Below are 22,972 nucleotides of genomic sequence, written 5' to 3'. Positions count from 1 at the left end.
TAAAAAATGACCTCAATTATATTGCAGTGTGCAATTGAAAAAATAATAAATTTGGTATAACCACCTCTTAAAAAGAGAATACAATGACTAAACAGCCTTTTTTTGCTATAGTAATCACTATTTTATTTAACGTGGAATAATGAAAAGCTATGGAATCGATACCTAATTGCCCTGTTTGCCAATCAGAACATACTTACAATGATGGCACATTTTATGTTTGCCCTGAATGTGCACATGAATGGGATCCAAATCAAGAAACCTCAACCAATGATGAATTACAAGTTAAAGATAGTAATGGCAATACACTTGTTGATGGTGATGATATTATTTTAATAAAAGATCTAAAATTAAAAGGTTCATCAACTGTTCTCAAAAAAGGGGCTAAAGCTAAAGGCATTCGTCTTGTAGACGGCGATCACGAAATCGATTGTAAGGTTGATGGAATGAAAGTAATGCTGAAAGCTTGTTTTGTTAAAAAAGCGTAATTGTATTAATCAATATTCAACTTTTTATATAAATTAATGAAAAAACATCTTTAGTTAAACCTTTGTTAAAACCATTTAATAACAGAAAATTATTTAATGGTTTTACAATATAAATCAATTCACACACAAATAAAAACATCTACGTTCGTTTAATACTTTTTGAGTATCTTTTAGTAGACAAAATACCTTATATATAATTTACACAATAATGTTGAGTTTTATCTTGATCGAAAATTTTAGCTTGTTTATTACTTATAGCTTTTAACGAAATAGATGATTAATATTTTTCAATCACTTTGAGGAATAGAAAAGTTTTACGATGGGAAGCTGTATAAACATTTACCATATGTAAAGCATTAAAATGCTGCGTAGCAACATTTGAATTGTCCATACTTGACACCTATTTTACATTAGGTGATAAATCATTTTTTGAAGTTTATTTATTATTTCCTCTACAGGTGAAAACGATATATCTAATTCATCAATAAGAACAACAATTGCCTTATTGATAATCTTTAAAACCACTCAACACGGTTATTGATTTTAAAAGTTTTTATTCTTCACTAACATTATTTTTTTCTAAAAAATATGCATTATTCTTTTTCCGTAAGAAAAAACTAGCAAATCTCTCTTAAATATGGTATAAAACGCGCGCAGCTTTTCACATTCATTTTTCAAAAATAATTGTGAAATAAAGCACAAATTTTAAAACTTAATTAACGTTATAACACACACATATCATTACTCTTTTCCGGGGTGCCTTTTACTTTGTGTATAAAGGTCGGATAAAGCGGATATGTGGAGGCATAACCCCAACGTCAAAATGAGGAAATCATGACTACAGTATCAATGCGCGATATGTTACAAGCAGGTGTACACTTTGGACACCAAACTCGTTATTGGAACCCAAAAATGAAACCATTTATTTTTGGTGCACGCAACAAAGTACACATCATCAATCTTGAAAAAACAGTACCTATGTTCAATGAAGCATTAGCTGAATTAAACAAGATTGCTGCGCGTAAAGGTAAAATTTTATTTGTTGGTACAAAACGTGCTGCAAGTGAAGCAATTAAACAAGCAGCTGAAAGCTGTGGACAATATTACGTTAATCACCGCTGGTTAGGTGGTATGTTGACTAACTGGAAAACAGTACGTCAATCAATCAAACGTCTTAAAGATTTAGAAACACAAGCTAATGATGGTACATTTGATAAATTAACCAAAAAAGAAGCACTTATGCGTGCTCGTGAAATGGCTAAATTAGAAAATAGCTTGGGTGGAATTAAAAATATGGGTGGCTTACCCGATGTGATTTTTGTAATTGGTGCAGACCATGAACATATCGCAATCAAAGAAGCTAACAATTTAGGTATTCCAGTCATTGCTGTTGTTGATACTAATTCAGATCCAGATGGTATTGATTACATCGTTCCTGGTAATGATGATGCGATCCGTGCAATACAATTATATGCAAATGCGGTTGCTGAAGCAGTTCGTTCTGGTCGTGAACAAAATCAATCTCCAGTATCTGAAGAAAGCTTTGTTGAAGAAGCTCCAGCAGCAGAGTAATAAACTCAAATATTTTCAGGGTCGATAATATCATCGACCCATTCTAATGAAAATCATCAAAATGGTTAAATAGAGGATTTAAAAATGGCTGAAGTTACCGCTTCTATGGTAAAAGAACTGCGTGAAAGAACTGGCGCAGGTATGATGGAATGTAAGAAAGCATTAGTTGAAGCAAATGGTGATATCGATCTTGCTATCGACAACATGCGTAAATCTGGTCAAGCAAAAGCAGCTAAAAAAGCTGGTCGTGTTGCAGCTGAAGGTGTAATCATTTCAAAAATTTCTGCTGATAAAAAAGTAGGTGTTATTTTAGAAATCAACTGTGAAACTGACTTCGTAGCTAAAGATGCTGGATTCTTAGCATTTAGTGAAAAAGTAGCAACAGCAGCTTTAAATGATCGAATCACTGATCTTGCAACGCTACAAGCAAAATTTGAAGAAGAACGTACTGCACTAGTAGCTAAAATTGGTGAGAATATTGGCATCCGTCGCATTAAAGAAATTGCTGGTGATGTAGTTGGTAGTTATCAACACGGCGCGCGCATTGGCGTTTTAGTTGCAGCTAATAGTGGTTGTGATGAGGAATTAGTTAAACACATTGCAATGCACATTGCAGCAAGCAAACCAGAATATGTTGACCCAAGTGATGTGCCTGCTGATGTAGTTGAACATGAACGTAATATTCAAATCGATATTGCAATGCAATCAGGTAAACCTCGTGAAATCGCAGAAAAAATGGTTGAAGGCCGTATGCGTAAATTCACAGGTGAAGTATCACTTACTGGTCAACCATTTGTAATGGATCCAAGTAAAACAGTTGGTGATTTACTTGCTGAGAAAAAAGCAACAATTGCAACATTTATCCGCTTCGAAGTGGGTGAAGGTATCGAAAAAGTCGAAGTTGACTTTGCCGCCGAGGTTGCTGCGATATCAAAACAATCTTAATTGTTTTTATCGAAACCGCCGTAATGGCGGTTTTGTTTATCTGCAAAATATTTTAAAATGATTGCCAGCTAGTTATTCTAGATTTTTAAGTAATAAAATATAGTGAGATTTCATATGGTAACCCCTTTCTATAAACGTATCCTTCTTAAACTCAGTGGTGAAGCATTACAAGGTGATGAAGGTTTTGGTATTGATCCAACCGTTCTTGATCGTATGGCACAAGAAATTAAAGAACTTATCGACATGGAAGTTCAGGTTGCTGTTGTTATCGGAGGTGGTAACCTATTTCGTGGTGCAGGACTTGCTAAAGCGGGTATGAACCGTGTTGTTGGTGACCATATGGGGATGCTAGCAACAGTTATGAATGGCCTTGCCATGCGTGATGCTTTGCACCGAATTGAAGTTAATGCACGTTTGATGTCGGCAATCCCATTAAACGGAGTTTGCGACGATTATCGCTGGACTGAAGCAATTAGCTTGCTTAAACATGGCAAAGTCGTTATTCTTTCTGCAGGAACAGGCAACCCATTTTTCACAACTGACTCTGCGGCTTGTTTACGTGGTATTGAAATTGAAGCAGATGTCGTTTTAAAAGCAACCAAAGTTGATGGTGTTTATTCTGCCGATCCAGTAAAAAATCCCAATGCTACACTATATAAAACACTTAACTATGAGAAAGTGTTGGACGATGAATTAAAAGTCATGGATTTAGCCGCATTTACATTAGCACGAGATCATAATCTACCAATTTGTGTTTTTAATATGAATAAACCTGGTGCATTACGTCGTGTCATTTTAGGCGAGCAAGAGGGAACATTAATCAATAATCAGACTACAGTGAGCTGTTAGTCTTAATTATTTAAAAAGGTTTTTATTATGCTAAATGAGATTCAAAAAGAAGCGCAAACGCGCATGGAAAAAAGTATTGAAGCATTTCAAAATCATATTTCTAAAGTCAGAACTGGACGTGCTTCACCAAGCTTATTAGACGGTATTATGGTTGAATACTACGGTAGCCCAACACCACTACGTCAATTAGCTAATGTTGTTGCTGAAGATGCAAGAACGCTGGCTATTACGGTATTTGATAAATCATTAACACCAATGATTGAAAAGGCAGTTTTAACCTCTGATTTAGGACTTAATCCTGCTTCAGCAGGGACAGTTATTCGAGTACCTCTACCACCGTTAACTGAAGAACGTCGTCGTGATTTAACTAAAATAGTACGTAATGAAGCAGAACAAGGTCGTGTGTCAATTCGAAATATTCGTCGTGATGCTAACGATCAAATCAAAGCTTTGTTAAAAGATAAAGAAATCTCAGAAGATGATGAACGTAAATCACAAGATTTAATTCAAAAAGCAACAGATGCAGCTATCAAAAAATTAGATGCAGTGCTTGCAGATAAAGAAAAAGAGTTAATGGAATTTTAATCTCTTGGCTAAAAAGCCTAGTTGATACAACTAGGTTTTTTTGGTTTTTACCAATCAACTATCAATCATTTAATAACCGCTGAAAAACACAAAATATTAGTTTTATCAGTAAGCGAATAGATCAAAAATAAAAAATCACTCAATAAAATAAACAGCTATCCTTCTATTTAAGCGATATAAAGTCTAACTGAGTTTATCTACAGTTGCACAATGAAGATAATGCGCTTATGCAAAATTAAAAGGTAAACAATGTATCCGTATTAGCGCATCATTAGCCACTAAAAATAATCAAGTTTGTCAAAATCATGGTTTCCAGTCTGATTTGATTCAATTGTTTAAGTTTATTAAATAGTTTAGTTTTTAATTATCAAAATTTAAGTATATAATGTTACGGAAATAACATTATAGGGCTATATATGTTATTTTTATAACATCATTTACTTAATACTAAAATCATTTACTAGACATTACTAACAAAAATTAAAGGACATCATTATGGATTATGCAAAGTATATTGATCATACTTTACTGGCGATGAATGCCACAGAAGATCAAATACGTAAACTTTGTGAAGAAGCAAAGCAGTATCATTTCTATTCTGTATGTGTTAATTCAGGCTATGTGCCTTTAGTCGCTAGCTTGCTTAAAGGTAGCGATGTAAAGGTTTGTTCAGTCGTTGGCTTTCCTTTAGGTGCTATGCTGACTTCTGCTAAAGCATTTGAGACTGAAATGGCAGTCAAAGCTGGTGCAGAAGAGATCGATATGGTTATCAATGTCGGCTGGCTAAAAAGCAATGATTTAACGGCGGTTAAAGAAGATATTCAAGCAGTATTTAATGCTTGTGGTTCAGTGCCGTTAAAAGTTATTTTAGAAACTTGCTTATTAACTAAAGAAGAAATCGTTACAGTTTGTACAATTTGTAAAGAAATTGGCGTTGCTTTTGTTAAAACTTCAACTGGTTTTAGCTTATCAGGGGCAACAGTTGAAGATGTTAAATTGATGCGCGAAACAGTCGGTGATAAAATGGGTGTCAAAGCATCAGGTGGCATTAGAGATCGTCAAACTGCTGAAAAAATGGTTCAAGCTGGTGCAACACGGTTAGGCGCTAGTGCTGGTATTGCAATTGTATCAGGCGATAAAGCATCATCTAGCGGCTATTAATTCATCCTTTTATAAGCTACTGTATAGTAGCTTATTGCTATTTATGGAATGGCAATGGAAACGCAACCGCAAAAAAGAGTTAATGCACTTATTGAGCAATTAAAAACTACCGATAAAATTCATTTAAAGCAAGCAGCGCAAATGCTTGCTGTTTCTGAAATGACGATTCGTCGAGATCTTAGTAATCAATCTTCATGTTTAGCTGTTTTAGGCGGTTATGTTGTTAACCAAGCACGCCATACCATATCGCAATATTTTGTTTCAGATCAAAAAGATAAACATGTAGATGAAAAGCGTTATATCGGCAAACTAGTTAGCCAATTTGTTGATGAGAACGACACCATTTTTTTTGATTGTGGTACAACCATGCAATTTATCATTGATGAAATTAGTGATGATATTGCCTTTACTGCAATCTGCTATTCACTCAATGCCTTTCTAGCGTTACAAAACAAACCAAAATGTAAAATCATTTTATGTGGTGGGCAATATCAGCTTAATAATGCAATTTTTACCGGCATTAGTTCCCAAAATCCGCTCGATTTTATCTGTCCAAATAAAGCTTTTATTTCGGCAGCGGGTATTGATCTCACTCAAGGTGCAACTTGTTACCATTTTGATGAACTGAATATGAAGCATCAGGCGATGAAAAAATCTAATCAAAATATTTTAATTGCCGATCATACTAAGTTTAATCAAATTAAACCGGCTTTTATTTGTAACCTTGATCAGTTTAATTTGGTGATGACCGATAGAGCGCCGGATTTAGGCTACGTCGCTTACTTTGAAGAAAATAACATTGGTTTAATTTATTAACTATGAAAAATATCGCAATTTTAGGTTCAACAGGATCGATCGGCTGTAGCACGTTAGCCGTCATTCGGCAAAATCCAACTTTATACAAAGCTTATGTGCTAGTAGGTGGCGCTAATGTTGCAAAAATGACAGAGCAGTGTCAGGAGTTTAAACCAAAATATGTTGCTATGGCGAGCAAACAAGCAGCGCAGCAGCTTAAAGCAAGTTTAGCTAACCTAAAATTGAATATAGAAGTACTGAGTGGTGAGCAAGCTATGTGTGATTTAGCACAGCTTCCCGAAGTTAACCAAGTTATGGCTGCAATTGTTGGTGCTGCGGGATTAAGGCCGACTCTTGCTGCAATTAAAAAAGGTAAACGCATTTTACTAGCTAATAAAGAGTCATTAGTCACTTGTGGGCATTTATTTATGCAAGCGGTGAAGCAATATGGCGCCGAGCTACTGCCGGTCGATAGTGAACATAATGCGATCTTTCAAAGTTTACCTACCGCAGTGCAGCATGATCTTGGATTTGCTAATCTGACTGATCATGGTATCGCCAAAATTGTGTTAACCGGATCTGGCGGACCTTTTCGGGAGCTACAGTTAAATCAATTAACTTCAGTCACGCCTGCGCAAGCGACTTTACATCCTAACTGGTCAATGGGTAAAAAGATTTCTGTTGATTCGGCAACGATGATGAATAAAGGCTTGGAATATATTGAAGCTCGTTGGTTGTTTAATGCTAGTTCTGAGCAAATGGAGATTATTGTACATCCTCAATCGATTATTCACTCAATGGTTCGTTATCTAGATGGCAGTATTATTGCAGAATTAGGCGTGCCAGATATGTGTACGCCAATTGCTTATTCAATGTCTTATCCATTACGTATTTCATCCGGTGTACCTGCTTTAGATTTTACTCAAATCTCATCATTAACCTTCAATCAACCCGATTTTATTCGCTATCCATGCTTAAAATTAGCCATTGAGGCTTGTGGTGAAGGGCAAGCGGCAACAACAGCGCTTAACGCTGCCAATGAAGTGGCAGTTGAAGCATTTTTACAGCATAAAATTGGTTTTATGGATATTGCCAAACAGGTTGCAATCACGTTAGATCAACTTAATTTTCCGGAACCTGCCTCTATTGATGATGTGTTCACTATTGATGCATGGGCTAGAGCACAATGTAGCAAACAGATAGTTTAAATGGCATTAAAGTGTTTTATACACTCGGCATGGCGTACCCATGGCAACGACATTTGAAGGGATATCTCGATCTACAATACTGCCTGCTGCAATAACCGTATTATCGCCGATAGTCACATTGGGTAGTACAATTACGTTACCACCAATCCAAACGTTATTACCGATCGTAATCGGTTTGGCAAACTCAAGCCCACTGTTGCGTATTTGGCTATCAAGTGGGTGACCTGAGGTATAAAAACCGCAATTGGGTGCGACAAGGACATTATCTCCGAATGTAATTTTGGCCGCATCAAGCATGATGCAGTTAAAATTAGCAAAAAAATTCTCTCCAATTTCAATATTGTAGCCATAATCACATTGAAAACCGGGCATAATTGTAAATTGCTTCGGTGTTTTACCTAATAGCTTTCTAAAAAGTTGTTGTCGTTTATCCACTGCTGAAGGTGATAGTTGGTTTAACTGAAAGCAGAGATCTTGTGCATAAATTCGCTCTTTTTCAAGCTCATTAATACAAGGATTATAAAGTAAACCTGTTAACATTTTCTCCTTTTCAGTCATTTTACTATCCCATCTGTTTCGCTATTAGTGCAGGATTATCACTAATAAATGATTGTAAAAAACCACTGTCTGGTAATGCCGTTAATGCACCTTTTTTGGTGGTAGCTAGTGCTCCGCATGCGCTGGCTATAGTCATCATACTTTCTAACATTAATTTATCCTCTGGCATACCTGATAAAGCAATACTGCTAAGTAATCCTGCAACAAATGCATCTCCAGCTCCAGTTGTATCAATGCTATTGACATGAAATGAGTCAAAAGTAAAAGTTTTACCTTGCCATAACACAATACTACCATCTCTACCTTTGGTAACTAACTTAAGTGGTGCATTATAATGTTGTTGCAATTTATCGAGTGCTACATGCCAATCTTGGCTCTCAGTTAACCAAAACAACTCTTCATCAGAGAGTTTAAGAATGTCAGCATCATGACAGAATTGAGTGATAATTGTGCGCATTTCATTTTTATCTTGCCACATTTGTTCACGTAAATTGATATCAAAACTAACTAAACCATTTTTATCACTGAGTTTCTCAATAGCTTGTTTGAGCGTTTGTCGACAAGTTGTTCCAACTAATGCTAAAGAACAAAAATGAAGAATATCTTGGTTAAAATCAGGAAGTGCTTGTTCTGACAAAAATTGATCGGCCGAAGGTGAAACAAGAAAGGTAAAACTTCGTTCACCATTTTCACCTAAATCAACAACAACAGTGCTTGTTCTATGCTCCTCATCCTTTTCAAGACTTTGGCAATCAACATGATGCTCACAAAAAGTCTTTTCCATGAAGTAACCAAATGGATCATTACCAACTCTACCAATAAAACCAGAGGGCAGTCCTAACTTAGCAATACCAATAGCTACATTTGCAGGAGCACCTCCAGCACAGGCTCGGTAGTTCATTTCACCAAATGGTAATAAATCAATAACAGCATCACCAAGAGACCATACTTTTGTATTATTCATTTTGTCACTCATATTATTAATAGGTTAAATTTTTGTGTCATTACTATCTCAGCATACTCAAATTAATTCATTAAGCATTGATTAGCTGATGTGTTGATAATCAATATTAACTATAAACTAAATCATTTATAAAAAAAATCATTGTTAACGTTAAAAATATGTGACTATCATCACATATTTTAACGTTTATTTCACTATAAGTTAACGTTAACAAAAAAATTAATGTAGTATGTAATCGTATTAATCTAACTCATGATAAAAGAAGGGAATGTTATGACAAATGCAATTGATAAAGCTAACCAAGCTATAAAAAAATTAGAAAAAGAAATGAATAAGCAATATTATCCTCATTTCCATTTATCACCTCAAGCTGGTTGGATGAATGATCCAAATGGCTTAGTCTATTATAAAGGACAATATCATGCTTTCTATCAACACCATCCTTATAATGAGAATTGGGGACCAATGCACTGGGGACATGCAGTAAGTGATGATCTTATTACATGGCGGAGATTACCAATTGCAATTGCGCCAGATCATGATTATGACAAGAGTGGGTGTTTTTCAGGTTCAGCTGTAGATAATAATGGCGAATTGAGCTTAATTTACACAGGCCATATATGGTTAAATGGTCAAGGTAATGATGAACATATCCGAGAAACTCAATGTCTTGCCACAAGTAAAGATGGTATTAATTTTAAAAAACATGGAACTATACTTACACCAAAAGAAGGGATTATGCATTTTCGTGATCCTAGAGTGTTTAAACAAAATGGTAAATGGTGGATGGTAGTTGGTCAGCGAGAAACCAATGATGTTGGTCAAGTGTTACTTTATCGTTCAACTGATTTAAAAGATTGGAAGTTTGAACAAGTTCTTATCAGTGATATCGATCCGAATGTTTATATGCTTGAATGTCCAGACTTTTTCCCATTAGGAGATAAATGGGTATTAATGTTCTCACCACAAGGTATGCAAGCAAAGGGTTATCAATATCGAAATCGATTCCAATCTGGTTATATCGTTGGAGATTGGCAGCCAGGTAAACCATTTTCAATAATCAAATCATTCCAAGAGATGGACTTTGGTCACGATTTTTATGCGCCACAATCATTCCTCGCAGCAGATGGTCGTCGTATTATGTTTGGTTGGATGGATATGTGGGAATCAAAAATGCCAAGTAAACATGATAAATGGATGGGAGCATTTACTTTACCACGCGAATTAATCCTAGATCGACAAAATAGAGTTCGTAATCGACCAATTAAAGAACTTGTGGCACTTCGCGAAAAACCACAATCATTAACTAATATTGAATTAAATAGTGAATTAAAAAATACCAAAATTGAATCAATTAGTTGTGAAATTAATGTTGAAATTGATTTAGTCAATAGTAATGCTGAACGTTTTGGATTACAACTTGCTGCGACACCAGATGGTAAGCAAGCAACCTTATTGTACATTGATCGGCAAGCTAACCGCATCATTCTAGACCGAAGTCTTTCTGGAATTGACTTAAAAGGTTATCGAAGTGTGCCATTACCAAAAACCAAAAAACTAACATTACATATTTTTGTTGATGCATCATCAGTCGAAGTTTTCATAAATAAAGATTTATATAGCCTCTCAAGCCGTATTTATCCTAAATTACCAGCAAAAAGGTTAATTAACTTATTTGCCGAAAATGGACAAGCAAAAATTACCAAATTAGATAGCTGGCAATTAAAATCAATTTATGAATAATTTATAAAAAAACCACCAACTAAGGTGGTTTTTTCGTTATAAAGATTCTCGTTCTAAATATGGTGATGGTATGTGAGTGATAGTTTTTTTACTTTCACTATTGATTATATGCAGAGCTGCTTTTTGACCTATTTCATAATGTGGTAATTGTACAGTAGTCAGTGAAGGATAAAAAAGTTCACCAGTACCAACCATATTGTCATAACCAAGAACCGCAACATCGTTGGGAATATGAAATCCTTTACCAAGTAAAAATTGATAAGCAACAAAAGCAATTCTATCGTTACCACAAATTAATACATCAAAATCTGGTTTTTTAACACAATGTTTTGCCAAAATTTCTATCGTCATCATATATTCTAGGGAAAGGTTTGCAGGTGACATTAAAGTATGATAACTCTTGATATCGTTTAAATCGTTGCCAGCATCTAACCATGCTTGCTCAGCAGCTTTACGCCTAATTTTACCCGCTAAAGTATTTTCTGATAAATAGATACATAATGGTTTTTTATATCCCTTATTTATTACATTCTGCATCGCTTGATATTGACCAGAATAATCATCAGGGATGTAACAAGCAAGCTGCTCAGAATCACTAATGCAGTTTGCTAATACCACATTTTTACCGAGCAATTTATCTGGCAGTTGAACTTTTCTTAACCCCATTGTTGTATAAATAATACCATTAGGTCGATAAGATAAAAGAGTATTAATCGCATGATCAGCATCTTTATCATCAAATAAATTAACAATAAACGTATTCCAACCATGTTGTTGAGCTGTTTTTTCTATTGCTTGAAGTAATTCAACTGAGAATGGCGTTGTCGCCGTTTCTAATGCCAGCACACCAATAGCATAAGGGCCAGAATTATCTCCTCGAATCTTTCGTGCAGATAAATCCGGCACATAATTAAGCTCCTCAATAGCTTTCTTCACTTTTTTATATGTTTCTTTATTGAGTTTGTCAGGATTATTGATTGCTCGAGAAACCGTCATCAATGAAACTGATGCCAATCTAGCAACATCCTTGAGTGAAGCCATAGTTGAATCCTTTTGCTCACATTAAAAATAATAATAAATTTTAGCTTTGTATGATGATACCACAAATAAAAATGATAAAAAGTGTGAGGAAAGTAACATTTATGATAATTGGTTGTTTCTATTTTATTCCAATTATGACAATAATGTTAACATTAACATGTTAACGTTAAACTTCAACATAAAAAGAGAATGAAAATGAATATAGATATAATACAAAATAGAAATTATTGGTTCTCGTCAGGCTATCTTGTTACCTTTTATGCATCATGGTCACTTTGGTGGTCTTTTTATGCCATTTGGCTCAAAAGCCAAATTGGTTTATCTGGTGAACAATTAGGGGTTGTTTATTCTGCTAACTCTGCTGCAGCCATGTTTTTTATGATTTTTTATGGCATTATCCAAGATAAATTGCAGATAGGTAAAGCGGTAATTACCTTCCAAAGTATTATCATGTTACTTATTGGCCCGTTTTTAATTTATGTCTATGAGCCTTTACTTCGAAATGATTTTATTTTGGGTGTCTGTATTGGTGCCCCAGTCTTAAGTGCTGGTTTTATTTCTGGATGTGCTTTGATTGACTCTTTTATCGAGCGAATTAGTCGTCTATTTGGTTTTGAATTTGGGCCAGCAAGATTCTGGGGATCATTTGGTTATGCTGCTGCAACTTTTGTTGCTGGTATTTTATTTGGCATTAACCCTCACATTAACTTCTGGATGGCATCTGGCGTTGCAGCTATCTATTTCACCATCAATTTAGTTTTTAAACCTAAACAAGAGTCTTTGGCAAACGGTAAAACACAAGCCGTCATGGAAAAACCATCTATCCCTACCATGAGTGAAATTTTTTCACTATTTGGTATGAAAAAGTTTTGGTTATTTGTCTTTTTTATAATCGGTACTAATAGCTTTTATACTATATATGATCAGCAACTATTCCCAAATTTCTATACTAGCTTCTTTGATAAACCAGAAAGTGGCTATCAAGTTTATGGATATTTAAATTCTTTCCAAGTTTTTTTAGAAGCAGCTTGTATGATTTTAGTACCCTATTTTATTAATAAAATTGGTGCAAAAAAAGCTTTACTAGCAGCAGCGTTGGTAATGGTATGCCGAATCTCATTATCTGCAACGTTAGATAATGTTTATCTAATTTCATTAGTTAAACTTTTCCACGCAATTGAAACACCGCTATTTATTCTAGCAGTATTTAAATACGCTGTAGCCAACTTTGATGCGAGACTATCATCCACACTATACTTAGTTGGATTTAACATCTCATCAAATGTAGGTGTTATTGTATTGTCATGGATTGTAGGTAAGTTATTTGATAAAACAGGATATTCAACTACTTTCTATGTACTAGCAGCAATAGTATTTGTCATTTTATTTATTGCAACATTTACTTTAAGTGACAATAAACAAAAAACAGAAAAATAACCATCATTCTTAAATGTTGTAAAAATGGGAACAAATTGTTCCCATTTTATAATATCTATAGAGAAAGCTTGCTTCTATTCTTAGTTTGCGAAACAATATAAATTGTTGAGACTGACGTTTAAATCTATATAGGTACTTGGTGTGAATACAAGCAAAAAAGTGGTTAAACCGGACATGTTATGGCAGACAATCCGAGAAGAAGCATCAAAGCTCGTTGAAAGTGAGCCAATGTTAGCAAGCTATTTCCATGCAACTTTACTTAATCATGAAAATTTAGGTAGTGCATTAAGTTATATTTTAGCTAACAAGCTTGCAACCCAAGTTGTACCGGCAATTGAGATTCGAGAAATTGCTAGACAAGCTTATCAAGCAGATAACAACATAATCAATGCAGCGATTACCGATATACTTGCTGTTTACATTCGAGATCCAGCAACCAATTACTATTCCACACCGCTACTTTATTATAAAGGTTTTCTTTCACTACAAGCTTATCGAATTGCACACTGGCTTTGGAAACAAAACCGTAAATCACTAGCAACTTTTTTACAGAGTCAAATTGCTATTGTATTTGGCGTTGATATCCATCCAGCAGCTAAAATTGGCTGTGGTGTTATGTTTGACCATGCAACAGGGATAGTCATTGGTGAAACCGTAGTTATTGAAAATGATGTTTCTATTTTACAATCAGTGACATTAGGTGGAACCGGAAAAGAAAATGGCGATCGTCATCCTAAAATTCGTGAAGGAGTAATGATTGGTGCGCACTCAACGATTTTAGGAAATATAGAAATAGGTAAAGGAGCAAAAATTGGAGCTGGTTCAGTCGTTTTAGAGCCTGTTCCTGAACATACAACAGTAGCTGGTGTTCCTGCTAAAATTGTTGGTTGTCCTGATTGTGATAAACCAGCTTTAAACATGGATCAAGATATCTAATTTTTGAAAAATGATTCCGTTGTTCAATGACAACGGAATACATAATGTAGTTGAAAATTACGACGGAGAACTAAGATTTACATCCATAGTTGGGTAAGGAATATTAATGCCATTTTCAGTTAGCCCATTTTTAATATTCTCAAGTAATACAGCTTTTACTGGTCCATAATTAGCATTTAACGTCCAGACTAAAACATTAAAATTCATGGATGAAGCATCCAGCAAATCCAAACGTATAATCGGTTCTTTACTCGTTAAAATATTATCAGTTTTATTTACAGCTTCTCTTAATACTTTATAAACTTTCTGAATATCAGAATCATATCCCACATTAACAACTATATCTAAACGTCTTTCTGGCAAACGAGTATAGTTAATAATATTTGCACTAACCACTTGTCCATTTGGAATGACGACCATTTCATTCGTTGGCGTGACAATAGTTGTTGAAAAAATTTGAATCGAATCAATAACACCTTGCTGATTATTAATAATGACTGTTTCACCAACTCTAAATGGGCGAAAGATAATTAAAATGACACCAGCTGCAAAATTAGACAACGAACCTTGCAGAGCTAAACCTACGGCTAAGCCGGCGGCACCAATTACCGCAACAATTGATGCGGTTTGCACACCAAGTTGACCTAACACGGCAACTAGCGTCATAACAATAATGGCATAATAAGATAAAGAACTAACAAATTTAACTACAGTCGGATCGACATGGCGATTAGTTAAAATTCTTCTTAATTGACGAGCAACAAATTTAGCAATTGTTCGACCAATTAAAAAAATAAGAATGGCAAAACAAAAATGAGCAATATAACTGATTACTACGCCATCATATTTCTCAATAAACAACCAAATCTGGTTTACTATATTTTCAAAACTCATGAAATTATCCTCTGTAAAAATAACAGAAATAGTTAATTGAATAATTGCGATTAAATTGGTTTAAACTAACTGTTTTGCTAATAAAGCCCAACGGGTTTCAAAGTTTGTTGTTGGTAGATATTTAAAACCAGAACGGGAATAACGAGCCATCATTCCTTCGCAAAAAGCAAGTAACTGACTAGATAAAATACGTTCATCAGTGGTAAAGGCCACACCTTCACGGATTTTTCTTTCTCGTATAACTTGCTTTATCTGCGTTTCGATACGTTCAAATAATTGACTGATTCGTTCTTGCAATTGGTCTTGCTCAAACATTAACGCATGGCCAGTCATAATCCGAGTCAACCCAGGATTCTTTTCAGAAAAACCAAGGATTAAAGCCAAAATAAGTTGAAGCCGCGTAAATGTTTTTGGTTCATCTTGCAAAATCACATTGATGCGAGAAAGCAAAATGTCTTCAATATAAACGATCAAACTTTCAAACATTTTAGTTTTACTTGGAAAATGCCTATACAATGCCGCTTCAGAAACACCAACAGTTGCAGCTAATTTAGCAGTAGTTATTCGTTGTGTTCCCTCATTGGATTCAAGCATTGTTGCTAATGCTTGAAGTATATCTTCTTTACGATTTTTATTTTTGCTACTCACGATTATTTCTTACCTGAATGCCCAAATCCACCTTCGCCACGCGCTGATTCGATAAAATCATCAACAATATTAAATTCTGCTTGCACGACTGGCACAATAATTAATTGAGCAATACGATCACCTGGCTCAATAACAAATGGGTTTTGACTTCGGTTCCAAAGGGGAACAAACAACTGTCCTTGATAATCGGAATCAATTAAACCGACTAAATTACCAAGGACAATACCATTTTTTGAACCAAGGCCTGAACGAGGTAATACTAATGCAGCTAAACTAGGGTCAGCAATATGCATTGATAATCCGGTTGGGGTTAAGATTGTTTCGCCTGCTTTGATTTCGGTTGTTTTATCAAACATCGCTCTTAAATCAATACCTGCGGAACCTTCAGTTGCGTAAGTTGGCAGTGGAAACTCGTTACCTAAACGTTTATCTAATACTTTTATATCAATTTTTCTTTTCATCATGACTCGCTTTATATCGTGTTATAACTGCTTGAAGTAATTCTTTTGCTAATTCTTGCTTATTGCTTAATGGTAACGTTTGTTCACCATTTTGCCAATAAAGGGTTAATGCGTTTTGATCAGAATTAAAGCCTATTTTCTTGTCAGACACATCATTAGCACAAATCAAATCTAAGTTCTTAGTGGTTAATTTTTTAAGGGCATAAGCCTTTATGTTATTGGTTTCAGCGGCAAAGCCTACAACAAACGGACGTCCTTTCTTTAATGAAGCAATGTTGGCAACAATATCAGGATTTTTAACTAATTTAATAACAAGTTCATCACTATCATCGGTTTTTTTAATTTTTTTCGTGGCAATAGTTTCAGCTCTATAATCAGCAACAGCAGCACAAGAAATAAAAATTGATGATTTTTTAGCAAACTTTAATGCCACATCATACATCTCATTAGCACTTTTTACATTAATGCGATTCACATTATTTGGTGTTGCTAAATTAACTGGACCACTAATTAAGTTTACTGTTGCTCCAATTTCAGCAGCTGCCTGAGCAATAGCATAACCCATTTTACCTGAACTGTAATTACTGATATAGCGTACTGGATCAAGCTCTTCAATGGTTGGGCCCGCAGTAATAGTAATCTCGGTTCCAGCAAGTGTTGACGTTGCTGAAAAATACTTCTCAACATGCTTAACAATAGTTGCAGGTTCAACCATTCGCCCTGGGCCAAAATCACCACAAGCTTGAAAACCATCATCAGGACCCCAAATTAAGGTATTTCGCGAAGCTAATGTCGCTAAGTTCTGTTGAGTTGCAGCAGCTTTATACATCTGTTGGTTCATAGCTGGCGCTATGGCAATTTCAGCTGGTGTTGCAAGACACACTGTTGATAAAAGATCATCAGCAATACCATTTGCCATTTTCGCAATGATATTCGCCGTAGCGGGAGCGATTAATACCAAATCAGCCCATTTAGCTAATTCAATATGACTCATCGATAGTTCAGCAGAAGGGTCAAATAAATCACTTGATACCGTATTACCAGACAATGCTTGCAATGTCATTGGCGTAACAAAATGGCTCGCTGACTCAGTTAATACCACATGTACCTGCGCACCTGCTTTTTTTAGATGGCGGACAAGATCAGGGCATTTGTAAGCAGCAATGCCACCAGTTATCCCTAATAAAATATGTTTACCAGATAGACTCATGATCTCGTTATTCTCCGATCCCAATTAAAGGCGATATATTACCATAATTAAATTAGATAATAAGTAACTCTTTCGCATTGGCAAGCGTTGCATCTGTAATTTTATCCCCACCTAACAACCGAGCAAGTTCATTTAAACGTCCGTTTTCATCTAATCTTTGCATATCTGTCGATGTTTGTTTACCATTCGTTTGCTTACTGACAAAATAGTGCTGATTAGCTTGACCCGCTACCTGTGGTAAATGCGTTACCGTAATGACTTGTGTTGACTCACCAAGTTGCCTTAACAGTTGCCCAACCTTAGCCGCTGTTGGTCCACTAATACCGACATCAATTTCATCAAAAATCAACGCTGGGGTATCCATTTTTTGCGCGGTCAAAACCTGTATGGCTAGTGCGATACGAGACAATTCACCACCAGATGCAACTTTGGCTAATGGCTGCACGACTTGCCCAGCATTAGTACTCACTAAAAAAGAAACTTGGTCTGCGCCATCTTCACTTAATCGATTTTCATCAAATATAACATCTATACTGAATTGACCGTTTGGCATAGATAAATCGTGCATAATAGCCATTACTTTTTTAGCCAACGTTTTACTCACTGTTAATCGTTTTTGATGCAATTTTGCAGCCAGTTCTATCGCAATTTGTTGATACTTTTTGATCTCTTCTTTTAACTGTTCACCTTGTTCATCTTGTTGATTAATATGCTTAAATTCATTAAGTAAATTTTGATGTAACTCAGGTAATGCTTCAGGAGAAACATGATGTTTTCGCGCTAAAGCAATTTGTTTAGACAAGCGTTGTTCAAGTTGCATCACTCTTGCCGGATCGAGCTCTAAGCTCTCACTATAATGGCGTAATTCATAGCTAGCTTCTTTAATTTGAATAGCGGCATCTTCTAACATAGCTAAAACATCATTCAGTGAAGGATCTAATGCGACCAACTCATGAATACTTTGTTTAACACTATTAAGCATGTTGCTGACATTATATTCGTCTGCTTCATCTAATAGCATGATAGATTGTTGGCTAAGATTAATTAGCTGTTCGCTATTGGATAATTTTTTATATTCTTCATCGATTTGTTGATATTCACCTTCAATTGGTGAAAATTCATTTAACTCTTTTAATTGATATTGTAATAACTGAACATGAGCATCACGCTCTTGTTTGGAAGAAAGATATTGTTGATAAGCTTGGCTTGCAGATTTCCATTGTTTATAAGCTTGTTGCATATTCGACAATAGTGTCGGCTCATTCATATAATGATTAAGTAAAATTTGTTGATAATCACTTCGTAATAAACGCTGATGTTCATGTTGGCCATGAATTTGTATTAACATTTGTCCTAAATCTTTTAATTGTGAGATAGGAACAGCACGCCCATTAATAAATGCTTTCGAACGCCCATCTTGATTGATAACTCTTCTTAAAATACATTCATTACCTTCATCAAGTTGATTTTCGGTTAACCAGGAGTATGCTGCTGGAGTATCATCAAGAACAAAACTGGCTGAAATATCAACCCGATCAGCTCCATTACGAATAGCTGAAGCATCAGAACGATTTCCTAAACAAAGCCCTAATGCATCGATCGCAATCGATTTACCTGCGCCTGTTTCACCCGTAATTGCGGTCATCCCTGTTGTAAAATCAACTAACAACTGATCGACGATAGCAAAATTATTAATAGTCAATTGCGTTATCATAATAAATTAATACATAAGGTTGGTTACCATATTGGCAGTATAACAGCAAAAACACTGTAAATAAATACAGTTAATTATTTTTATAAGCATTAATTTTTAAAAAGATAATAATTAATTTACGCTAATGGGAAATAAACATCAGTGATCATCTCTTGTGGTTGAATGTTTAAACCGACATTTACATAATGGAAAATTGGAGGAAAGTTCCCTATCCGCTCGCCACTTTGTGGAAGCCATGTTTCAAGTAAGTAAATAATGGCTTGATTATTTTCTCTAGAGCCAATATCCCTTGCCTTGGCACAACGAAGTTGTGGTATTTTTTTATTGATGATTCCGTAATCATTTGGGGGAATTGTGCAATTTATCGATATTGCAAAATCGACATGATGCTCACTGAGAGGCGTCGTGTTGGGATTGGTATAATGAATACCATAACTTTGATACTTTTGACTATCTAAAAATTGTTTTCTTGTCGCTATTTAATAAATTTTTTAGAGTGTTATTCTCTAATAAAGGGGAATAATAATGTTCAATGACGGCTAATGCAGGAGATTGTACAATTTCTACATTCATAACCTAAATCCATGGAAAACTTATTCGCACTTTTAAGCTATGCTAAAAAAAGGCACTTAATAAATAATTTTTACCAATTATAACAATAACTTTTGTACTCGATTAATTCGGCTTATTGTTCTTTATTCTAAAATTTCTTACGGATATAATTTACAAACTTTTAAACTATAAAGGTATTTTTAAATGTTTGGAAATAAAATAAATCGTCAAATTATTGTTTGGACTACTCTGATTGGTGGATTCATTAGCGCACTGGTTAAATGGGGTTCTGAAGTTAATATGCCTCCTCGTGTTCCTGGGGAAATTTCACCACCTGCGGCACACATTGATGCATGGCTTGGTTGGTTAGGCATTAATTCTCATTCACTTGATTATGTTTACCAAACGGCAATCGTTTCCGGCGCAGTAACACTTTATCACTGGTTATTTAGTTTTGCCTTTGCCTTCGTTTATGTATTTATTGCCTACTTTTGGAATAATATTCGATTATGGTATGGTGCATTTTATGGCATTATCATTACCGTTATGATGCACGGTTTTTTAATTCCGCTATTAGGTTTTCGTCATCCCGCTTATGATCCGGAAGGCACCGTTGGTTGGTTATGGAACCTAAATGGTTATGAACTTTGGAGTGAAATTTTAGGGCATATCTATTGGGGCGTATCAATCGAAATCTGTATGATCGCTGTGCTTGCTCATTTTTCAAGACCAATCCGTGGCGAATGGCGCCAGTAGTTAGTTTATTAATTTTCATCTGTTTCAATCCTTCTGTTGAAAAACAGAGGGATTTTTTTATATCTTTTGATATAGTTAAAAACTATATCTTTTGATAAAAAACTAGAATTATTCAATAACATTTTTTTTTGCTATCTTTTTAACCACTAAAGAAAAGTGCTAAATGCTAAATAAGGAAAAGAAAATGAATACTGCAGTTATTGGATATCCTCGTGTTGGTAAACTTCGTGAGCTTAAATTTGCAACCGAAGCTTATTTTAAAGGTAACAAAACCCAAGCTGAATTATTAAATGAAGCAAAAGCCCTACGTGCTGAACATCTACAACAACAAGCATCACATAAAATTGCTTTAATCTCATCTAATGACTTTTCATTTTATGATGCAGTATTAGATACGGCCTGTTTACTGAATGTTATCCCTAAACGTTATCAAGATTTAGGCTTACCTGAACTCGATCGTTATTTTGCCATGGCGCGTGGTTATCAAGGTGAAAAAGGTGATGTGCGAGCGCTGGCAATGAAAAAATGGTTTAACACTAATTACCACTACTTAGTGCCAGAAATTGAAGATTCACTACAAATAAAACTAGCCAGTACCAAACCTTTTGACGAATATCAAGAAGCCAAAGCATTAGGTATTCAAACCAAACCGGTTGTGATTGGCGCATTAACCTTTTTCAAATTAGCACAGTATTTAGGTAATAAACAGCTAGTTGATTTTAAAGCCGATATTATTAAAGCCTATCAAGAAATTATTCAGAAATTTACTGCACTTGGTGCGCAGTGGATACAAATTGATGAGCCAATTTTAGTGACGGATTTAACTCATGAAGATATCGCTTTATTCAATGAGCTTTATCAGTCAATTTTATCCGTTAAAGGTACAACCAAAGTGGTTTTACAAACTTACTTTGGCGATGTGCGTGATTGTTACCAACAATTAGTGGCGTTACCATTTGACGGTATCGGACTTGATTTTGTTGAAGGTAAACAATCCTTAGCATTACTTGAAAGTCATGGTTTCCCGGCTGATAAAGTGTTATTTGCTGGTGTGGTAAATGGTAAAAATATTTGGAAAAATAATTATAAAAAAACATTGGAATTAGTCGCAAAAATTAAGCAAAAAGCGGCAAACATTGTGATTAATACTTCCTGTTCGTTACTGCATGTACCTTATACATTACAAAACGAAACTAAATTGACGATTCAACAACGAGCTTATTTTGCTTTTGCCCAAGAAAAACTACAAGAGTTAGCTGAACTTGGTGAATTAGTCAAAGACTCGAATTTTGAAAATAGTCCGGCTTACAAAGCAAATCAAACCCTATTTACGCGTGAGCGTGAAGGAGCAAATCAAACGGTACGTCAAAAAGTTTCGGCTTTAAAAGCGTCTGATTTTACCCGTCTACCAGAATTTTCAGTACGTGAAGCAGCACAGAAAAAAGCCTTTAATTTGCCATTATTACCTACAACAACGATTGGTTCATTTCCGCAAACACCTGATGTACGTTTAAACCGTGCAAAATTCAAGAAAGGTGAAATTTGTTTAAATGAATATACCGAGTTTAACAAACAAAAAATTGCAGAATGCATCAAGCTTCAAGAACAGATTGGTATTGATGTGTTAGTTCACGGCGAATTTGAACGTAATGACATGGTTGAGTATTTTGGTGAAAGCTTAAATGGTTTTGTCTTTACTGAAAAAGCATGGGTGCAATCATATGGTACTCGTTGTGTTAAGCCACCAATTGTATGGGGTGATATTTCACGCTCTAAACCAATTACCGTTGAATATTCACAATATGCACAAAGCCTAACTGACAAACCCGTTAAAGGCATGTTAACTGGCCCAGTGACGATCCTTAACTGGTCGTTCCCTCGTGAAGATATTTCACAAAAAGAGTCAGTATTCCAAATTGGTTTAGCAATCAGTGATGAAGTGTTAGATCTTGAAGCGGCCGGCATTAAAGTCATCCAAATTGATGAAGCAGCGTTAAAAGAGAAATTACCATTACGTAAAGCTGATTGGAATAGTGAATATCTTGATTGGGCTATTCCGGCATTTAGATTAGTGCACAGCAAAGTACAAGCTGATACACAAATTCATACACATATGTGTTATAGCGAATTTGCTGACATTATCAAAGATATCGATGCCATGGATGCTGATGTGATTTCATTTGAAGCATCACGTTCTAATCTACAATTGATTGATGTACTTAAAGCCAATAACTTTAAAACTGAAGTTGGACCGGGTGTTTATGATATCCATTCACCACGTGTGCCACCGGTTGCTGAAATCAAAGCAACAATTGAGAAGTTACTGGCAAAAATTGACAAGCAAAAACTTTGGATTAATCCAGATTGTGGTTTAAAAACTCGTGGTGAGAAAGAAGTTGTTGCAAGTTTAGAACATTTAGTTCAAGCAACATTAGAAGTTCGAAAAACGCTTAATTAA

Annotated in this window: 22 protein-coding genes; 13 read left to right on the top strand and 9 right to left on the bottom strand. The window is 35.2% G+C overall.

The window, feature by feature from the left end:
• The first annotated feature begins 149 nt into the window (after nucleotides 1-149).
• The 8 genes from J3U09_RS09175 to ispC all read left to right on the top strand — a co-directional run bounded on the left by J3U09_RS09175 (nucleotide 150) and on the right by ispC (nucleotide 7,600).
• Nucleotides 150-485 (top strand): zinc ribbon domain-containing protein YjdM, encoded by a 336-nt coding sequence (locus J3U09_RS09175; protein ID WP_267357974.1) that lies wholly within the window; start codon nucleotides 150-152, stop codon nucleotides 483-485.
• An 834-nt stretch (nucleotides 486-1,319) separates the two neighbouring features.
• The gene (gene rpsB, locus J3U09_RS09170) at nucleotides 1,320-2,057 is read left to right on the top strand and encodes a 30S ribosomal protein S2 (RefSeq protein WP_034882419.1); all 738 of its coding nucleotides are present in this window, start codon (nucleotides 1,320-1,322) and stop codon (nucleotides 2,055-2,057) included.
• Nucleotides 2,058-2,141: 84 nt separating this feature from the next.
• Complete coding sequence (gene tsf, locus J3U09_RS09165) at nucleotides 2,142-3,002, top strand: translation elongation factor Ts (RefSeq protein WP_267332236.1); 861 nt, start codon at nucleotides 2,142-2,144, stop codon at nucleotides 3,000-3,002.
• A 114-nt stretch (nucleotides 3,003-3,116) separates the two neighbouring features.
• Entirely contained in the window at nucleotides 3,117-3,851 is a 735-nt protein-coding gene (gene pyrH, locus J3U09_RS09160) for a UMP kinase (RefSeq protein WP_065562695.1), read from the top strand.
• Nucleotides 3,852-3,878: 27 nt separating this feature from the next.
• Nucleotides 3,879-4,436 (top strand): ribosome recycling factor, encoded by a 558-nt coding sequence (frr, locus tag J3U09_RS09155; RefSeq protein WP_065562696.1) that lies wholly within the window; start codon nucleotides 3,879-3,881, stop codon nucleotides 4,434-4,436.
• Nucleotides 4,437-4,931: 495 nt separating this feature from the next.
• The gene (gene deoC, locus J3U09_RS09150; protein WP_065562697.1) at nucleotides 4,932-5,597 is read left to right on the top strand and encodes a deoxyribose-phosphate aldolase; all 666 of its coding nucleotides are present in this window, start codon (nucleotides 4,932-4,934) and stop codon (nucleotides 5,595-5,597) included.
• 54 nt (nucleotides 5,598-5,651) lie between these two features.
• The gene (gene deoR, locus J3U09_RS09145) at nucleotides 5,652-6,413 is read left to right on the top strand and encodes a DNA-binding transcriptional repressor DeoR (protein WP_267357972.1); all 762 of its coding nucleotides are present in this window, start codon (nucleotides 5,652-5,654) and stop codon (nucleotides 6,411-6,413) included.
• A gap of 2 nt (nucleotides 6,414-6,415) precedes the next feature.
• Nucleotides 6,416-7,600: a 1-deoxy-D-xylulose-5-phosphate reductoisomerase gene (gene ispC / locus J3U09_RS09140; RefSeq protein ID WP_267357971.1), complete on the top strand. Its 1,185-nt coding sequence runs from the start codon at nucleotides 6,416-6,418 to the stop codon at nucleotides 7,598-7,600.
• A gap of 6 nt (nucleotides 7,601-7,606) precedes the next feature.
• Here ispC and J3U09_RS09135 read toward each other — a convergent pair whose 3' ends face one another.
• Both J3U09_RS09135 and J3U09_RS09130 read right to left on the bottom strand, forming a co-directional pair.
• Nucleotides 7,607-8,158, bottom strand: a complete 552-nt coding sequence (locus J3U09_RS09135) for a sugar O-acetyltransferase (RefSeq protein ID WP_065562700.1) — start codon at nucleotides 8,156-8,158, stop codon at nucleotides 7,607-7,609.
• Nucleotides 8,159-8,162: 4 nt separating this feature from the next.
• The gene (locus J3U09_RS09130) at nucleotides 8,163-9,122 is read right to left on the bottom strand and encodes an aminoimidazole riboside kinase (protein WP_267357969.1); all 960 of its coding nucleotides are present in this window, start codon (nucleotides 9,120-9,122) and stop codon (nucleotides 8,163-8,165) included.
• Between the two features lie 273 nt (nucleotides 9,123-9,395).
• Between J3U09_RS09130 and J3U09_RS09125 the strand changes: the two genes are divergently transcribed.
• Complete coding sequence (locus J3U09_RS09125) at nucleotides 9,396-10,865, top strand: glycoside hydrolase family 32 protein (RefSeq protein ID WP_267357967.1); 1,470 nt, start codon at nucleotides 9,396-9,398, stop codon at nucleotides 10,863-10,865.
• Nucleotides 10,866-10,901: 36 nt separating this feature from the next.
• Here J3U09_RS09125 and J3U09_RS09120 read toward each other — a convergent pair whose 3' ends face one another.
• Nucleotides 10,902-11,906: a LacI family DNA-binding transcriptional regulator gene (locus J3U09_RS09120; protein WP_065733694.1), complete on the bottom strand. Its 1,005-nt coding sequence runs from the start codon at nucleotides 11,904-11,906 to the stop codon at nucleotides 10,902-10,904.
• Nucleotides 11,907-12,101: 195 nt separating this feature from the next.
• Here J3U09_RS09120 and J3U09_RS09115 point away from each other — a divergent pair, with 195 nt between their 5' ends.
• Both J3U09_RS09115 and cysE read left to right on the top strand, forming a co-directional pair.
• The gene (locus J3U09_RS09115) at nucleotides 12,102-13,343 is read left to right on the top strand and encodes an oligosaccharide MFS transporter (protein ID WP_267357965.1); all 1,242 of its coding nucleotides are present in this window, start codon (nucleotides 12,102-12,104) and stop codon (nucleotides 13,341-13,343) included.
• 174 nt (nucleotides 13,344-13,517) lie between these two features.
• A complete protein-coding gene (cysE, locus tag J3U09_RS09110; protein WP_065562771.1) occupies nucleotides 13,518-14,279 on the top strand; it encodes a serine O-acetyltransferase in 762 nt (253 codons plus the stop codon).
• Nucleotides 14,280-14,336: 57 nt separating this feature from the next.
• Here cysE and J3U09_RS09105 read toward each other — a convergent pair whose 3' ends face one another.
• The 6 genes from J3U09_RS09105 to J3U09_RS11005 form a co-directional block, all read right to left on the bottom strand.
• A complete protein-coding gene (locus tag J3U09_RS09105; protein ID WP_065562705.1) occupies nucleotides 14,337-15,173 on the bottom strand; it encodes a mechanosensitive ion channel domain-containing protein in 837 nt (278 codons plus the stop codon).
• A gap of 60 nt (nucleotides 15,174-15,233) precedes the next feature.
• Entirely contained in the window at nucleotides 15,234-15,821 is a 588-nt protein-coding gene (gene slmA / locus J3U09_RS09100; RefSeq protein WP_255305725.1) for a nucleoid occlusion factor SlmA, read from the bottom strand.
• A 2-nt stretch (nucleotides 15,822-15,823) separates the two neighbouring features.
• Nucleotides 15,824-16,282: a dUTP diphosphatase gene (gene dut / locus J3U09_RS09095; protein ID WP_065733692.1), complete on the bottom strand. Its 459-nt coding sequence runs from the start codon at nucleotides 16,280-16,282 to the stop codon at nucleotides 15,824-15,826.
• Nucleotides 16,266-17,495: a bifunctional phosphopantothenoylcysteine decarboxylase/phosphopantothenate--cysteine ligase CoaBC gene (gene coaBC / locus J3U09_RS09090; protein WP_416380064.1), complete on the bottom strand. Its 1,230-nt coding sequence runs from the start codon at nucleotides 17,493-17,495 to the stop codon at nucleotides 16,266-16,268. The genes dut and coaBC overlap by 17 nt, the downstream gene beginning before the upstream one ends.
• A gap of 49 nt (nucleotides 17,496-17,544) precedes the next feature.
• Nucleotides 17,545-19,206, bottom strand: a complete 1,662-nt coding sequence (recN, locus tag J3U09_RS09085; RefSeq protein ID WP_267357962.1) for a DNA repair protein RecN — start codon at nucleotides 19,204-19,206, stop codon at nucleotides 17,545-17,547.
• A gap of 116 nt (nucleotides 19,207-19,322) precedes the next feature.
• Nucleotides 19,323-19,685, bottom strand: a complete 363-nt coding sequence (locus tag J3U09_RS11005) for an AraC family transcriptional regulator (protein WP_416380063.1) — start codon at nucleotides 19,683-19,685, stop codon at nucleotides 19,323-19,325.
• A gap of 277 nt (nucleotides 19,686-19,962) precedes the next feature.
• Here J3U09_RS11005 and J3U09_RS09080 point away from each other — a divergent pair, with 277 nt between their 5' ends.
• Together J3U09_RS09080 and metE are read left to right on the top strand one after the other, a co-directional pair.
• Entirely contained in the window at nucleotides 19,963-20,514 is a 552-nt protein-coding gene (locus J3U09_RS09080) for a YagU family protein (RefSeq protein ID WP_065733689.1), read from the top strand.
• 184 nt (nucleotides 20,515-20,698) lie between these two features.
• Nucleotides 20,699-22,972, top strand: coding sequence for a 5-methyltetrahydropteroyltriglutamate--homocysteine S-methyltransferase (metE, locus tag J3U09_RS09075; protein WP_267353802.1), 2,274 nt, complete (start codon nucleotides 20,699-20,701; stop codon nucleotides 22,970-22,972).

This window comes from Gilliamella sp. B2889, from assembly GCF_026536885.1.
Lineage (GTDB): Bacteria > Pseudomonadota > Gammaproteobacteria > Enterobacterales > Orbaceae > Gilliamella > Gilliamella apicola_E.
The sequence above is the reverse complement of the archived record's forward strand: the minus strand, read 5'-3'. Positions and strand labels throughout refer to the sequence as shown.

Bases quoted from the DNA above. Each gene is read 5' to 3' on its own strand.
- J3U09_RS09175 (WP_267357974.1), top strand. From the start codon at position 150: ATGGAATCGATACCTAATTGCCCTGTTTGCCAATCAGAACATACTTAC.
- rpsB (WP_034882419.1), top strand. From the start codon at position 1,320: ATGACTACAGTATCAATGCGCGATATGTTACAAGCAGGTGTACACTTT.
- tsf (WP_267332236.1), top strand. From the start codon at position 2,142: ATGGCTGAAGTTACCGCTTCTATGGTAAAAGAACTGCGTGAAAGAACT.
- pyrH (WP_065562695.1), top strand. From the start codon at position 3,117: ATGGTAACCCCTTTCTATAAACGTATCCTTCTTAAACTCAGTGGTGAA.
- frr (WP_065562696.1), top strand. From the start codon at position 3,879: ATGCTAAATGAGATTCAAAAAGAAGCGCAAACGCGCATGGAAAAAAGT.
- deoC (WP_065562697.1), top strand. From the start codon at position 4,932: ATGGATTATGCAAAGTATATTGATCATACTTTACTGGCGATGAATGCC.
- deoR (WP_267357972.1), top strand. From the start codon at position 5,652: ATGGAAACGCAACCGCAAAAAAGAGTTAATGCACTTATTGAGCAATTA.
- ispC (WP_267357971.1), top strand. From the start codon at position 6,416: ATGAAAAATATCGCAATTTTAGGTTCAACAGGATCGATCGGCTGTAGC.
- J3U09_RS09135 (WP_065562700.1), bottom strand. From the start codon at position 8,158: ATGACTGAAAAGGAGAAAATGTTAACAGGTTTACTTTATAATCCTTGT.
- J3U09_RS09130 (WP_267357969.1), bottom strand. From the start codon at position 9,122: ATGAATAATACAAAAGTATGGTCTCTTGGTGATGCTGTTATTGATTTA.
- J3U09_RS09125 (WP_267357967.1), top strand. From the start codon at position 9,396: ATGACAAATGCAATTGATAAAGCTAACCAAGCTATAAAAAAATTAGAA.
- J3U09_RS09120 (WP_065733694.1), bottom strand. From the start codon at position 11,906: ATGGCTTCACTCAAGGATGTTGCTAGATTGGCATCAGTTTCATTGATG.
- J3U09_RS09115 (WP_267357965.1), top strand. From the start codon at position 12,102: ATGAATATAGATATAATACAAAATAGAAATTATTGGTTCTCGTCAGGC.
- cysE (WP_065562771.1), top strand. From the start codon at position 13,518: ATGTTATGGCAGACAATCCGAGAAGAAGCATCAAAGCTCGTTGAAAGT.
- J3U09_RS09105 (WP_065562705.1), bottom strand. From the start codon at position 15,173: ATGAGTTTTGAAAATATAGTAAACCAGATTTGGTTGTTTATTGAGAAA.
- dut (WP_065733692.1), bottom strand. From the start codon at position 16,282: ATGAAAAGAAAAATTGATATAAAAGTATTAGATAAACGTTTAGGTAAC.
- recN (WP_267357962.1), bottom strand. From the start codon at position 19,206: ATGATAACGCAATTGACTATTAATAATTTTGCTATCGTCGATCAGTTG.
- J3U09_RS09080 (WP_065733689.1), top strand. From the start codon at position 19,963: ATGTTTGGAAATAAAATAAATCGTCAAATTATTGTTTGGACTACTCTG.
- metE (WP_267353802.1), top strand. From the start codon at position 20,699: ATGAATACTGCAGTTATTGGATATCCTCGTGTTGGTAAACTTCGTGAG.